The organism is Janthinobacterium sp. 13, from assembly GCF_002749695.1.
Taxonomy (GTDB): domain Bacteria; phylum Pseudomonadota; class Gammaproteobacteria; order Burkholderiales; family Burkholderiaceae_D; genus Janthinobacterium; species Janthinobacterium kumbetense.
The window spans coordinates 408,669-422,846 of the sequence record NZ_PEEQ01000001.1; the positions used below are offsets into that span (position 1 = coordinate 408,669).

At 64.3% G+C, this 14,178-nt stretch carries 12 protein-coding genes and 2 riboswitches; of the genes, 7 read left to right on the top strand and 5 right to left on the bottom strand.

Annotated elements, in window-relative coordinates; genetic code table 11:
- Positions 1–52: 52 nt before the first annotated feature.
- Both CLU94_RS01615 and CLU94_RS01620 read right to left on the bottom strand, forming a co-directional pair.
- Entirely contained in the window at positions 53–688 is a 636-nt protein-coding gene (locus CLU94_RS01615) for a phosphatase PAP2 family protein (protein ID WP_257218642.1), read from the bottom strand.
- A gap of 147 nt (positions 689–835) precedes the next feature.
- Positions 836–1,408: an ATP-dependent Clp protease proteolytic subunit gene (locus CLU94_RS01620; protein WP_257218643.1), complete on the bottom strand. Its 573-nt coding sequence runs from the start codon at positions 1,406–1,408 to the stop codon at positions 836–838.
- Positions 1,409–1,578: 170 nt separating this feature from the next.
- A riboswitch (glycine riboswitch) is annotated at positions 1,579–1,665 on the top strand.
- Positions 1,666–1,693: 28 nt separating this feature from the next.
- A riboswitch (glycine riboswitch) is annotated at positions 1,694–1,799 on the top strand.
- Positions 1,800–1,873: 74 nt separating this feature from the next.
- Here CLU94_RS01620 and gcvT point away from each other — a divergent pair.
- The 3 genes from gcvT to gcvP all read left to right on the top strand — a co-directional run bounded on the left by gcvT (position 1,874) and on the right by gcvP (position 6,451).
- Positions 1,874–2,995 (top strand): glycine cleavage system aminomethyltransferase GcvT, encoded by a 1,122-nt coding sequence (gene gcvT, locus CLU94_RS01625; RefSeq protein WP_099664340.1) that lies wholly within the window; start codon positions 1,874–1,876, stop codon positions 2,993–2,995.
- A 71-nt stretch (positions 2,996–3,066) separates the two neighbouring features.
- A complete protein-coding gene (gene gcvH / locus CLU94_RS01630) occupies positions 3,067–3,447 on the top strand; it encodes a glycine cleavage system protein GcvH (RefSeq protein ID WP_077403327.1) in 381 nt (126 codons plus the stop codon).
- Between the two features lie 103 nt (positions 3,448–3,550).
- Positions 3,551–6,451, top strand: a complete 2,901-nt coding sequence (gene gcvP / locus CLU94_RS01635) for an aminomethyl-transferring glycine dehydrogenase (RefSeq protein ID WP_099664341.1) — start codon at positions 3,551–3,553, stop codon at positions 6,449–6,451.
- Positions 6,452–6,679: 228 nt separating this feature from the next.
- Here the strand turns inward: gcvP and CLU94_RS28295 are convergent, their stop codons facing one another.
- The gene (locus CLU94_RS28295) at positions 6,680–6,838 is read right to left on the bottom strand and encodes a hypothetical protein (protein ID WP_180278552.1); all 159 of its coding nucleotides are present in this window, start codon (positions 6,836–6,838) and stop codon (positions 6,680–6,682) included.
- A gap of 163 nt (positions 6,839–7,001) precedes the next feature.
- Here CLU94_RS28295 and CLU94_RS01640 point away from each other — a divergent pair, with 163 nt between their 5' ends.
- The 4 genes from CLU94_RS01640 to CLU94_RS01655 all read left to right on the top strand — a co-directional run bounded on the left by CLU94_RS01640 (position 7,002) and on the right by CLU94_RS01655 (position 12,314).
- Entirely contained in the window at positions 7,002–8,219 is a 1,218-nt protein-coding gene (locus CLU94_RS01640; protein WP_099664342.1) for a Bcr/CflA family efflux MFS transporter, read from the top strand.
- Between the two features lie 22 nt (positions 8,220–8,241).
- Complete coding sequence (locus tag CLU94_RS01645) at positions 8,242–8,853, top strand: TetR/AcrR family transcriptional regulator (RefSeq protein ID WP_099664343.1); 612 nt, start codon at positions 8,242–8,244, stop codon at positions 8,851–8,853.
- Between the two features lie 386 nt (positions 8,854–9,239).
- Positions 9,240–11,924, top strand: a complete 2,685-nt coding sequence (gene mgtA, locus CLU94_RS01650; protein ID WP_099664344.1) for a magnesium-translocating P-type ATPase — start codon at positions 9,240–9,242, stop codon at positions 11,922–11,924.
- A 36-nt stretch (positions 11,925–11,960) separates the two neighbouring features.
- Positions 11,961–12,314: a DUF6677 family protein gene (locus CLU94_RS01655; RefSeq protein ID WP_099664345.1), complete on the top strand. Its 354-nt coding sequence runs from the start codon at positions 11,961–11,963 to the stop codon at positions 12,312–12,314.
- 11 nt (positions 12,315–12,325) lie between these two features.
- Here the strand turns inward: CLU94_RS01655 and CLU94_RS01660 are convergent, their stop codons facing one another.
- Positions 12,326–12,892: an RrF2 family transcriptional regulator gene (locus CLU94_RS01660; protein WP_099664346.1), complete on the bottom strand. Its 567-nt coding sequence runs from the start codon at positions 12,890–12,892 to the stop codon at positions 12,326–12,328.
- Positions 12,893–12,951: 59 nt separating this feature from the next.
- Entirely contained in the window at positions 12,952–14,160 is a 1,209-nt protein-coding gene (locus CLU94_RS01665) for an NAD(P)/FAD-dependent oxidoreductase (RefSeq protein WP_099664347.1), read from the bottom strand.
- Between the last annotated feature and the right edge of the window lie 18 nt (positions 14,161–14,178).

Here is a 14,178-nt window from a genome sequence, read left to right on the forward strand (position 1 = left end):
TGATGCTTTTCTGGCCAAAAAACCGCAGCGCCAGGCGCCGGCGTGCCCCGCCTTACGGGGCTGGGCGGCCGTCCTGCGCCAGTTTCCAGTCTTCGCGGGAAAAAACGCGCTCATGGCCGGACAGCGCCAGGGCCAGTTTTTGCAGCCATTGCTCGGTCGGCATGGGCTCCGCCTTGAAGCTGAGCCCCACCATCAGCACGAGGCTGGCCAGGGCCAGCGCATGGCTGACGGCGATATTCACGGCGCCGCGGGCGCTCCACATGAAGCCCAGGGCCAGCGCCAGGCCCAGCACGCAGCCGCTGACGGCTTCCGACACGCTGTGCGCATGCACGACCACGCGCGAAATGGCCACCAGCACGGCAAAGGCCACGCCGACGAGCACGCCGGCATGGCGCCAGCGCGGTGCAGCCCGCTGCAGCAGCACATACATCAGCACGGGAAACACGGCGCCGGCGCGCATGGCGTGGCCGCTGAAGCCCGTAAAATCGAGCGCGCTGCTGCCCACGCCCCAGCTCATGAAGGCCAGCTTCGACAGCACCACGAGGGCCAGGCCGCCGCCGTACCACAGGCTCCAGCTGAGCACCAGGCGCCATTGGCGCGAGACGAGCAGCCACAGGGCAATCGCCACGCCAGCCGGCCCCATCACGGACATATCGGCCGCAAAAGAAATCCCATTCCACCAAGTCATCGCGCCTGCACTTATTTCATGATCAGCTTGCACTATGCCACGACTCTGCCCTGTTCCGCGCGGCTTTTGCTGTGCTGCAGCGAAGAATTACATTCGATTACAAACTTTCCACGCTGAAACCATCTGCCCGGCATGGCGCGGCAGGCGTCAGATATTCGTCAGGCGCTTGCCCTTGGGCGGCGCAAAGTCGCGGATCGATTCGATCATGCCCACTTCCAGCGCCTGGTCGGCCGTCAGGTGCAGGTCGGAATACGCGTGCACCTGCCACTGCTCTTCCGTCAGGCTGACGTGGCCGCGCAGGATGCGCTCGGTACGCATGTCGTCGGCGCGCAAGCCCTCGACGATGATGCTGAGCGCGTCGGGGCGGGAACCGGGCGAGGCTGTCGCATGCGACTTGTGCACCATGAAGCGGGCCGTGTCGCTGGCATGGCGGTGCCGCCCCGCCAGGAACAGGGTGACGGCGATGGAGGCCACGGCGCCCCCGTTATAGGTGATGATGTCGAGCGGCAACTTGCTGAGGAAGTTGTACAGACAGATGCCGTCGCTGACGTAGCCGCCGTTCGACTGGATCAGGATGTGCGCGGTGGTGAGCTTGTCTTCCGTGATGTCGGCCGCGGCGTTGAAGACGCGCCGCACCATATCGCTGTTGACGTCGCCCGAGAGGGTAAAGTAACCGTGCTGCTCGGTGTTGTTTTGCGTCTCGCTTTGTGTAGTGTTCATGGCAGGCACCCGCAAGAAAGCCAGAATTTCATCATAGCGCATTCCCGCACGGCCGGGCGCCCTTTTGCGGCGCCGCCAGCCCCCCTGACAGCCCCGCAAACCGGGGCTTTTGCTGCAATTTGGCAACGTCTTTTCAGATTGACAGAAACACCCTGCTGGCATATATTCCTCCCACTTGATCGGGAGAGGGCAAACCAGCGTTGCCGCCGAAGGGGCACTACCCAAAAACTCTCAGGCAAAAGGACCGATCAGGCGGACTGCAGCTGTTGCTTTGGCGACACGTTTCAGCTCAACTCTGGAGAGCGGCCGCGGCTATTGCCGGCGGCCCACCGAAGGGGCGCACGGGGCAAGCCCCCGTAATCTCTCAGGTACAAAGGACAGGGGGGTCAGTGATCACGCTGGAAAGCCGTGTTTGGCTATTCTATGTTTTGTTAACTCCCCTTTTACCTTCGTCCCGAGGAATCCATGACGCTCAAAGCGACCCCACTCAATAACGCCCACCGTGCCCTCGGCGCCCGCATGGTCGATTTCGGCGGCTGGGACATGCCCGTCAACTACGGCTCGCAAATCGAAGAACACAACGCCGTGCGCGGCGATGCCGGCATGTTCGACGTGTCCCATATGTGCGTGGTCGATATCGAAGGTCCGAACGTGCGCGCCTTCCTGCGCGGCTTGCTGGCCAACAACGTTGACAAGCTGCAAGTGTCGGGCAAGGCGCTGTACTCGTGCATGCTCAATGCCGAAGGCACCGTCATCGATGACCTGATCGTCTACTTCTTCAACGAAAACTGGTTCCGCCTCGTCGTCAACGCGGGCACGGCTGAAAAAGACGTGGCGTGGATGCAGCAGCAAAACACCAACACCAACAGCGGCCTGACGATCACCGAGCGCCGCAATGCCAACAATCCGATGGCCCTGGTGGCCGTGCAAGGCCCGAACGCGCGCGCCAAGGTGTGGCAAGTGCTGCCGGAAACGCAAGCCGCGTCCGAAGCCATCAAGCCGTTCAACGTCGTCATCGTCAAGGACACGGCCTTCGGCGAAGTCATGCTGGCGCGCACCGGCTACACGGGCGAAGACGGCTTTGAAATCGGCGTGGCCGCGACCCAGGCGGAAGCGCTGTGGAACGCCCTGGCGGCGGCCGGCGTCAAGCCTGCCGGCCTGGGCGCGCGCGACACCCTGCGCCTGGAAGCGGGCATGAATCTGTACGGCCAGGACATGGATGAAACCGTCAACCCGCTCGACGCGGGCCTGGCGTGGACCATCGACCTCGTCAGCGAACGCGATTTCATCGGCAAGGCCGCCCTGCTGGCCAAGGGCCAGAATGCGCAATTCGTCGGTTTGATCCTGCGCGAAAAAGGCGGCGTGCTGCGCGCCCATCAAAAAGTCATCATCGCCGGCAGCGAAGCCACGGGCGAAATCACCAGCGGCACCTTCAGCCCGACGATGCAGGAAGCGATCGCGCTGGCGCGCGTGCCAAATGGCGTCGCCGTGGGCGACACCGTGCACGTGGAAATCCGCGGCAAGCAGCTGGCCGCTTCCGTCGTCAAGCTGCCTTTCGTGCGTAACGGTAAAATCCTGGCTGCGTAAGGTTTTATAGAGCCGCCCGCAAGACCGTACAACCATAATCAATAACGAACACTTACCATCTGGAGCCACACATGAACATTCCTGCAGACCTGAAGTACACCGCTTCCCACGAATGGGTACGCCTTGAAGGCGACGGCACGATCACCGTCGGCATCACCGAGTACGCGCAGGACGCCCTGGGCGACATCGTCTTCGTCGAACTGCCAACCGTGGGCAACACCTACGGCGCCGGCGACGACGCCGCCGTGGTGGAATCGGTCAAGGCAGCGAGCGACATCTACGCGCCGATCGCCGGCGAAGTCGTGGCCGTCAACGACGACGTGGTCAACTCGCCCGAGTCGATCAACGCCGACGCCTACGCCAACTGGCTGTTCAAGATCAAGCCAGCCGACGTGTCGGCCCTGGACGGCTTGCTCGACGCTGCCGCCTATGGCGCCACTACCGGCGCGTAATCGCGTTTGACTCACGGGCCGCAATCGCGGCCCGTTTGCATTTTTTCTGCGCTGCGCCCGCGCGCCGCATCCCGGTTTTTCAGTCTTTTTTGGCCTCTATATCATGACCCGCACCAGCCTGACCCAACTCGAAGCACGCGATGCCTTCATCGCCCGCCACATCGGCCCTTCCCACACCGAACAAGCAGCCATGCTGGCGACCCTCGGCTATCCATCGCGCGCCGCGCTGATCGACGCCCTGGTACCGGCCAACATCCGCAACAAGGGCGCCCTGCCCCTGGGCGCGTACTCGCAGCCGATGCCGGAACAGGAAGCCCTGTCGCGCCTGAAAGCCATCGCCGGCAAGAACCAGGTACTCAAATCCCTGATCGGCCAAGGCTACTACAACACGTTCACGCCCGGTGTCGTTTTGCGCAACATCTTTGAAAATCCGGCCTGGTATACGGCGTACACGCCTTACCAGCCTGAGATTTCGCAAGGCCGCCTGGAAGCGATCCTGAACTTCCAGCAAGTGATCACGGACCTCACCGGCATGGGCATCTCGAACGCCTCGATGCTGGACGAAGGCACGGCCGCCGCCGAAGCGATGACCCTGATCCAGCGCGTGGGCAAGTCGAAGTCGAACGTGCTGTATGTCGCCAATGACGTGCTGCCGCAAACGCTGGAAGTGGTGCAGACGCGCGCCCAGCCGATCGGCATCGAAGTGCGCACGTTTGATCCGGCTGAAATCGAATCGCTGGACGCCTGCTTCGGCGTGCTGCTGCAATACCCTGGCGTCAACGGCGTCGTGCGCGATTACCGCGCCGGCGTGGAAAAACTGCACGCGAACGGCGCCATGGTCATCGTCGCGGCCGACCTGCTGGCCCTGACCATGCTCACGCCTCCGGGCGAATGGGGCGCCGACGTCGTCGTCGGCAACAGCCAGCGCTTCGGCGTGCCGCTCGGTTTCGGCGGCCCGCACGCGGGCTATCTGTCCACGCGCGATGAATTCAAGCGCAATATGTCGGGCCGCCTGGTGGGCGTGACCGTCGATGCGCAAGGCAACAAGGCGTATCGCCTGGCCCTGCAAACGCGCGAACAGCATATCCGCCGCGAAAAAGCGACCTCCAACATCTGCACGGCGCAAGTGCTGCTGGCCGTGATGGCCTCGATGTACGCCGTCTACCACGGCCCGGCCGGCCTGCTGCAGATCGCCCGCCGCGTGCACCGCTTTACGGGCGTGCTGGCGGCCAACCTGAAGACCCTCGGCTATGGCGTCGTCAACGCGACTTACTTCGACACCCTGACCATCAACGTCGCCGATGCGGCGCAACTGCACGCGACGGCCATGCACCACGGCGTCAACCTGCGCAAGATCGACAACACCCACGTGGGCGTGTCGCTCGATGAAACCACCACGCGCGACGATATCGCGCTGCTGTGGAAAGTGTTCGCGCACGGCCTGACCAACGCGCCTGCCGCGCCGGACCTGGACAGCGTGGAAGCAAATGTGACCAGCGCCCTGCCGGCCAACCTGGCGCGCGAAAGCGCCTACCTGACCCACCCCGTCTTCAACAGCTACCATTCGGAACACGAAATGCTGCGCTACCTGCGCAGCCTGGCCGACAAGGACCTGGCGCTGGACCGCACCATGATCCCGCTCGGCTCGTGCACCATGAAGCTAAACGCGACGAGCGAAATGATCCCCGTCACCTGGCCGGAATTTTCGAACATCCACCCGTTCGCGCCGGACGCGCAAACGGTTGGCTACCGCGAGATGATTTCGCAGCTGGAAGAGATGCTGTGCGCCTTGACGGGCTACGCGGCCGTCTCGCTGCAGCCGAACGCCGGCTCGCAGGGCGAATACGCGGGTCTGCTGGTGATCAAGGCCTACCATGAATCGCGCGGCGAAGGCCACCGCAACATTTGCCTGATCCCGTCGTCGGCGCATGGCACCAACCCCGCCTCGGCCAATATGGTCGGCATGCAGGTGGTCGTCACCAGCTGCGACGCCAACGGCAACGTGGACCTGGCCGACCTGAAGGCGAAGGCGGAAAAGCACAGCGCCAACCTGGCTTGCGTGATGGTCACCTACCCGTCCACCCACGGCGTGTTTGAAGAAGGCATCCAGGAACTGTGCGAAATCATCCATGCGCACGGCGGCCAGGTCTACATCGACGGCGCCAACATGAACGCGCTGGTCGGCGTGGCCGCTCCCGGCTCGTTTGGCGGCGACGTGTCCCACCTGAACCTGCACAAAACCTTCTGCATCCCGCACGGCGGCGGCGGACCGGGCGTCGGCCCGATCGGCGTCGGCGCCCACCTGGCGAAATTCCTGCCGAACCAGCGTTCCTCGGGCTACCAGCGCGATGCTGCCGGCATCGGCGCCGTCAGCGCCGCGCCATTCGGCTCGGCCAGCATCCTGCCGATTTCGTGGATGTACATCGCCATGATGGGCGCGGAAGGCTTGACGGCAGCCACCGAGACGGCGATCCTGGCGGCGAACTACATCGCGCGCCGCCTGGCGCCGCACTACCCCGTGCTGTACTCGGGCCACGACGGCCTGGTCGCGCACGAGTGCATCCTGGACCTGCGCCCGATCACGGACGCCACCGGCATCAGCAACGAAGACGTGGCCAAGCGTTTGATGGACTTCGGCTTCCATGCGCCGACCATGAGCTTCCCCGTGCCGGGCACCCTGATGATCGAACCGACGGAAAGCGAATCGAAAGTGGAAATCGACCGCTTCATCGACGCCATGATCGCCATCCGCGCGGAAATCGCCAAGGTCGCCAGCGGTGAATTCGACCACGACGACAACCCGCTGAAAAACGCGCCGCACACGGCACAGGTATTGATGTCGGACAACTGGGAACGCAAGTACAGCCGCGAAATCGCCGCCTACCCCGTCGCTTCCTTGCGCCAGCGCAAGTACTGGCCGCCGGTCGGCCGCGCCGACAACGTGTACGGCGACCGCAACCTGTTCTGCGGTTGCGCGCCCATCAGCTCATACGAAGAGGAATAACGCCAGACCAAACCTACTGCGCGTCGCGCTTTGCGGCCGGCGATGCTCACCGTACTGAAGTACGGTTGCGCTTCTCGGCCACAAGGGGGCGCCGAGCCTCACTGACGCTCGCTACGGTTTTGTCAGGCGTCGAAACTCAGTAATCAGGAATTAAAATCCCGGCGAAAACCGGGAGCATTAAACCAGAACGGCAGGCCGCAAGGTCTGCCGTTTTTTTTATGCGCCGCGTTACAGCGCCAGCAAGGCCGCGCCCGGCAATCCCAGGGCGGTGCCCAGCATCGTCAGCAGCACGACATCGCGCCGCTCGCAGCGGCCGCGGTGCGAACTCCAGGCGGCGAACAGCAAGGCCACGGCCACGCCGCTGAGCGAAATACCCACTTCCGTCATGTCCACTCTCCCCGCAGATGCGGCACAGCTGCCATTGTTACGTTCATCATCGTCGTCATCCTTTGCCTTTATTAAGTTAGCTACCTATCGGTAGGTAGTCAGTGTACAATAAAAAAGACGGCAATGTCCATGCCGTGTTTTTTGACGATACAAAGGAAGCGCAATGCAGCAGCAAACCCCTCTCCCCGCCGCCAGTCTCGGGCTGGCGGCTTCCCTGGCCCTGGTGGCCGTGCTCGGCCCGGCCGGCATCGACATGTACCTGGCCTCGATGCCCGCCATGGCGCGCGAGCTGCACACCTCGTATGCGAACGTGCAGCTAAGCCTGACGGTTTTCCTGCTCGCCCTGGGCGGCGGGCAATTGCTGTGCGGACCGCTCACCGACATGCTGGGCCGGCGCCGTCCGCTGCTGGCCGGCATCGCCGTGTACATTCTTGCCGCCGTGTGGGCGTCGCAGGCGGATCAATTGAGCACCCTGCTGCTGGCGCGCTTGCTGCAAGGCATGGGCGCCGCGCTGACCCTGGTCGTGGTGATGAGCATGGTGCGCGACGTGGCCGATGGCGTCAAAGCGGCGCAGCTGTTTGCCCTCTTGATGACCATCGTCGGCCTGGCGCCCGTGCTGGCGCCCGCCGTGGGCGGCTTGCTCGACGCGCATTACGGCTGGCGCGCCGTGATGCTGGCCCTGGCTGCGCTAGGTCTCTTGACCTTGCTCAATAGCGCGCTGTTCCTGCCAGAAACCCTGCCAGCGGCCCGGCGCGTCGCGCCGCGCGGCATGCACCGCACGTATGCGCGCATCGCGCTGGACCGCGCCTTCCTGCTGCCCGCGCTGGCCCTGTCCGCCACTTTCTTTTTCCTGTTTGCCTATATCGGCGGAGCGTCGCTCGTGTACCAGCGCGATTTCGGCCTGTCCGCAGGCAGCTTCGGCCTCGTCTTCGGCGCCACGGGCGTGGCCGTGCTGCTGGGCGCCATGGCCAGCGGCCGCCTGGTGGAAAAGCACGGCGTGGCGCGCCTTTGCGTGGCGGGCAGCGCGGCCATGCTGGGCGGCGCGGGGCTGGCGCTGCTCGGCGCCTGGGCGGGAGCAGGCATCGCCGCCGTCGTGCCAGGCATGTTCGTGGCCCTGTTTGGCCTGGGCATCGCGGAAGCGGCGCTGATGGCCATGGCCATGGGTTCCCAGCAGCGCGCGCTCGGTTCCACGGCCGCCCTGCTGGGCGCCATCCAGATGACCTTGTCGTCGCTGGCCACGCCGCTGGCGGCCAGCCTGTCCGAATGGGGGCCGCTGCCGTGGCTGCTGCTCTTGACCGTGGCCGGCCTGCTGGTATCATGGCTGACCCTGGCCACTGCGCGCGTCCATCCGGTCCATGCCAGCAGCCTGGGAGCGCACTGACGCCTCACCCCATATCACCCCCATGATGAAAAAACGCTCGGCCTCGGCCGATAACATCTGTGCCGTCGCCGTCGTCCACTTTTCGGAACACGGCTACGACGCTTCGTCCCTCAGCGACATCGCCGCGCAGGCGGGCATGCGCAAGGCGTCGCTGTATTCGCACTTCGCCGGCAAGGACGCCCTCTTCCTCGACGTGTTTGCCGACGCCCTGGCCGAAGAGCAAGCCTTCATGGACAGCTGCTTCGCCGACGAAGCGGCGCTGGCGGCGCCCGGCGGCCAGCAAGCCGGCGCCCTGTACTGCGACCGCATGGCGCAGCGCTATGCGGACTCGGCCCATTTGCGCTTTCTGCTGCGCACGGCGTATTTGCCGCCCGCGCCCCTGCGCGTGGAAGTGGGCACGGGCTACGAAGCCTTGCTGGCGCAGCTGCAGCGGTATTACGTGCAGAGCCTGGCCCGTCTCGCGCCCACGTTATCGCCGCAGCGCGTCGACCTGTATGCGCAAGCCTACCTGGGCATCGTCGACAGCCTGCACGTGGAGCTGATCTACGCGGGCGGCGCCGCGCTGCAGCAGCGTCATGCGGCGCTGTGGCAGATATTGTCCGATTCGCTGGCGATGGCCACGCAACATGGCTGAGCATGCGGCCTGCCACAGTCACATTACACTTTGGAAACCTAAGATTTCTTCAGTTGACACTCTTGCAGCATGTGCATAAGATGCCCCCATTATTCATTTACGGAGTCCCACGTGGGTACTTGTTCTAGTGACAGTAGCCGATCTTGTATCGGCGATTGCCTCGGCAGCTAAACAGCAAGCAACGCGGAACTCTCTTTCCTCCGTGCCTTGCTGAGCAAGGTGCGGTGTCTCGCGCGGCCAGTACGGTCGCACGCCTCTCCCCCCTCTTTCCGATCGCGACCGGCTACTGACCCGGATTGCCCGCCAGCACTATCGTGCTTTGGCGGCACGCAAGTCTTGCCTGCGGCTGCGCCGCCCGTCAACACCTCGTCGTGAAAGGAAGAGCAATGAATCTCTTCACCCGCTTATTCGAATCGTTCCTGCGCAAGCGCCATACGGCAGGCAACTTCCGCCGCCGCGCCATGCCGCTGGAAAACAGCACGGCCCGCCCCGTGCCCGACCACCTGGCGCGCCAGTTGCTGGCTGCCGCCCATGAAGACCTCGATAGCGCCCTGAACCGCCTGCACACGCGCCTGGAAGGCTTGCGCGATGCCGAAGCACAAGTGATCGGCGCGCAAACGGGTCCGAACGAGGTCGAGCATGAAAAACCGCTGGCCTGGTACCAGCACCTGTGGCTGTGCTACAAGAATCCGTTCAACCTGCTGCTCACCGTGCTGGCCATCGTTTCCTACCTGACGGAAGACCCGAAGGCAACCATCGTCATCGGCACCATGGTGATCTTGTCGACCCTGCTGCGTTTCGTGCAGGAAGGCCGCTCGAACCGGGCCGCCGAGCGCCTGAAAGCCATGGTCAGCAATACCGCCACCGTGCTGCGCAATGGCCAGCAAGTCGAGCTGCCGATCCGCCAGCTGGTGCAGGGCGACATCATCGTGCTGTCGGCAGGCGACATGATCCCCGCCGATTGCCGCCTGCTGTCCGCGAAAGACCTGTTCGTCAGCCAGGCCGCCATGACGGGCGAATCCTTGCCGGTGGAAAAGATGGCCGAGCTGGCCGACGCCCATGGCAAAGATCCCATGGAACTGGCCAATCTGCTGTTCATGGGTACGAACGTGATCTCGGGCGCCGCCACGGCGCTGGTATTGGCTACGGGCAACCGCACCTATTTCGGCACCATCGCCACGCGCGTGACGGCCACCGAACGCACGCCCACGGCGTTTGAGGCGGGCGTGAACAGCGTCAGCTGGCTCTTGATCCGCTTCGCCCTCGTGATGGCGCCGCTGGTCTTCCTGATCAACGGCTGGACCAAGGGCGACTGGATGGAAGCGTTCCTGTTCGCCCTGTCCGTGGCTGTCGGCCTGACGCCGGAAATGCTGCCCATGATCGTCACCAGCACCCTGGCCAAGGGCGCCGTGAAACTGTCGAAAAAGAAAGTCGTCGTCAAGCGCCTGGACGCCATCCAGAACTTCGGCGCCATGGACGTGTTGTGCACGGACAAGACGGGCACCTTGACGCAGGACAAGATCGTGCTCGAGCGCCACACCGACGTGTTCGGCCAGCAATCCGATGAAGTGCTGCAATTCGCCTATTTGAACAGCCACTACCAGACGGGCCTCAAAAACCTGCTGGACCGCGCCGTGCTCGACCACGTGGAATTGCAGACGGAAATGCAGCTGGCGCGCGATTACGTGAAAGTCGATGAAATCCCCTTCGATTTCGTGCGCCGCCGCATGTCCGTCGTCGTTTCCGAAAAGAATGACCACCATGAATTGATCTGCAAGGGCGCCGTCGAGGAAATCCTCGCCGCCTGCAGCCACCTGCGCCTGGGCGGCGTGAATATTCCCCTCGATGCGGCTCTGCTGGACAAGGTGCTGGAAACCACGCATGGCCTGAATGCGGAAGGTTTGCGCGTGGTGGCCGTGGCCGTCAAGGAAGTGCCGCCCCATAAAACCGTGTACGGCGTGGCCGATGAAACGGCGCTCACGCTGATCGGCTATGTCGCTTTCCTCGATCCGCCGAAGGAATCGACGGCGCCCGCCCTGCGCGCGCTGGCGGAACACGGCGTGACCGTGAAAGTGTTGACGGGCGACAACCACCTCGTGACGGCGAAGATTTGCCGCGAAGTGGGCCTGGCCGTGCATGGCGTGCTGCAAGGTCCGCAACTGGACGACATGGATGACGCGACCCTGGCGAAAGCGGCCGAGGACAACACGGTGTTTGCCAAGCTCAGCCCGCTGCACAAGGAGCGCCTCGTGCGCGCCCTGCGCGGCAATGGCCACATCGTCGGCTTCATGGGCGACGGCATCAACGACGCGCCCGCCCTGCGCGCGGCCGATATCGGCATTTCCGTCGATTCCGCCGTCGATATCGCCAAGGAAGCGGCCGACATCATTTTGCTGGAAAAGAGCCTGATGGTGCTGGAAGAAGGCGTGCTGGAAGGCCGCCGCACCTTCAGCAACATGCTCAAATACATTCGCATGACGGCCAGCTCGAACTTCGGCAATGTGTTTTCCGTGCTGGTGGCCAGCGCCTTCCTGCCGTTCCTGCCCATGCTGCCGCTGCACTTGCTGGTGCAAAACCTGCTGTACGACGTGTCGCAGATCGCCATCCCGTTCGACAATGTCGACGCCGAACTGATCCAGCAGCCGCTGAGCTGGAACCCGCGCGACATCGGCCGCTTCATGGTGTTTTTCGGCCCCATCAGCTCGATCTTCGACATCAGCACGTTTATCCTGATGTGGCATGTATTTGGCGCGAATACCCCGGAACAGCAAACCCTGTTCCAGTCCGGCTGGTTCGTCGTGGGGCTGTTGACGCAAACCCTGATCGTGCACCTGATCCGCACGCCCAAGCTGCCCTTCATCGACAGTATCGCTTCCGTGCCCCTGCTGGTGGCCACGACCCTGATCATGGCCGTGGGCGTATTCCTGCCGATGGGACCGCTGGCGACCTACTTCAAGCTGCAAGCCTTGCCATTGGGCTACTTCCCCTGGCTGCTGGGCATCCTCGTCTGCTACACCCTGCTGACGACGTTCATGAAACGCGTGTACCTGCGCAAATTCGGCTGGCAATAGTATGATGGGCCGCTCTTACCCCTACACAAGGCACGCATGAGCGGCTCCCCCTCACCTTCATCCATATCCAAACGCACGCAGGCCCTGCTGCTGTCGGGCCTCGTGTTTCCCGGCAGCGGGCATTTCTTATTAAAACGCAAGGCGCGCGGCTGCCTGTTCCTCGTGCCCGCCCTCGTCGCGCTGGTGCTCGTATTACGCCAGATCATGGCACGATTGGATCAAGTTATGGCACAGATCGACAGCGGCGCCCTGCCCCTCGACGTGCAGCTGATCGTGGAAAAAGTCGATGCGCTGTCGGCCCATGACGGCCCCGCCATGACGGTGGCCGTGGGCGTGCTGGTGGCGTGCTGGATCGGCAGCCTCGTCGATACCATGCTATTGAAGCCGTAAGATCGCTGGCGTCAGACGGCATCGCCCTTGACGCGGCACGGCTTCGGTCCGCGCACGGCGGCGATGCGCGCTTCGCTGCGCACCTGCACGCGGCCGCTGAACCAGCCCTGCAAATCCTCGCCAAAGCCGGCCGGCGCCGCACTGCCCACGCCTTGCGCCAGGTCCGCCAGGGTCGTCTTGGCCAGCTCGGCGCGCATGCTTTTCTCGGCGCGCAGCATCAAGGCATGGATGCCGCACACGCCGCTGGTCATCCAGCCGGGCGGCTCGCCTTCATACAGGGTGCAGCGGCTGCGGATCTGCTGGCAATCGAACAGCGGTTTCGGCCCCTCGATGGCATCCACCACGTCGAGCACGCTGATCTCGCCCGCGGGGCGCGCCAGCTGGTAGCCGCCGCGTATGCCTTCCGACGCCGTCACGATGCCCGCCTTTTCCAGCTTGGGAAAGATTTTTGCCAGGAAAGAGACGGAAATGCCCTGCAACTCCGCCAGGTCGCGGCTGCTGGCAGGCTCGGCAAGCGGCTGCGCCAGATACAGCAGGCAATGCAAGCCATACTCGGTGCCGCTTCCATAATGTGCCATGATGCCATTCCTCCGTTGCAAAACGGGGACTGTAGCACTCCCCGTTTGCAGCCGCAAGGCTACAGCGACAGCTCGAACGCGGGATCGGCGGCCGCCAGCGCCGCCGCGCTGTCGGCGGGCGGATAAATCACGCTGCCATTGATGGCCACCTTCAATGCCTTGCCTTCGCTGCCCGTCATCCACACCTTGCGCTCCCAGCCCTGCGTGACGACCGCGCCCCACGCCCCCAGGTCGAGGCACGTCACATAATACGGCTGGCGGTAGGGCCGCGTGGCCAGGCCCAGCAGGTCTGCCACGGCATTGTCGCCCGAGGAACGTCCGAGGAACATGGCGTGCTGGCAACTCATCAGCGTGTGATTGCCAGCGTCGTCCGTGGCCGCGACGGCCGCGTCGCCCGTGGCAAACACATTGGGGGCAGCAGGCACGCGCAAGTCGTTCGCCACCCGCAGGCGGCCCGCCGCATCCTTGTCGCCGGGAATCTGCGCCGTCAGCGCGCTGGCCCGCACGCCCGCCGTCCACACCACGGTGGCCGCCTCGATGCGCTCGCCATCGGCCGTCGTCAAGCCGTCCCCGTCGATGGCGGCGACGGCTGAACCGAGCCGGCATTCCACGCCCAGCTCCGCCAGCGCCTGCTCGATCACGGGACGCGGTCCCGGTCCCAGGTCGGGGCCGATGTCGGGCGCCCGCTCGACGATGATCACCTTGATCTCGGCATCCTGCCCCAGGATGGCGCGCAGGCGGGCCGGCAGTTCGGCCGCCAGCTCGATGCCCGTGAAGCCGCCACCGGCCACGATGACCGTATTGCGCGCAGCCGATGCGGGCCGGCCAGCCAGGCCATGCAGGTGCGCATCGAGCGCCACCGCGTCGTCGCGCTGGTCGGTGCTGAAGGCAAATTCTTGCAGGCCCGGAATATCCGGCCGGAACAGGCTGCTGCCCGCCGCCAGCACCAGGCGGTCGTAGGCCAGGGTCGAACGGCTGCCGTCGGCGGCCACGATGTCGACCTCGTCGCTGGCGCTGCGGATGGTCTCGACCTTGCCCGCGATGAAGCGCACGCCCGTGTCGTCGAACAGTTGCTGCAACGGCGCCACCATGCCGGCAGGCGCCGGCTCGTACAGGCGCGGGCGCATCGTCAGCACCGCTTCCGGCGCCACCAGCGCCACTTCGATGTCGCCTGCCGCAACGTTTTCCAGCGTCAGGCGGCGCACGGCGGCCAGGGCACTCCACAAGCCGGCAAAGCCGGCACCAATGATCAATACGCGCTGTGTCATGTTTTTTCTCCTTGATTT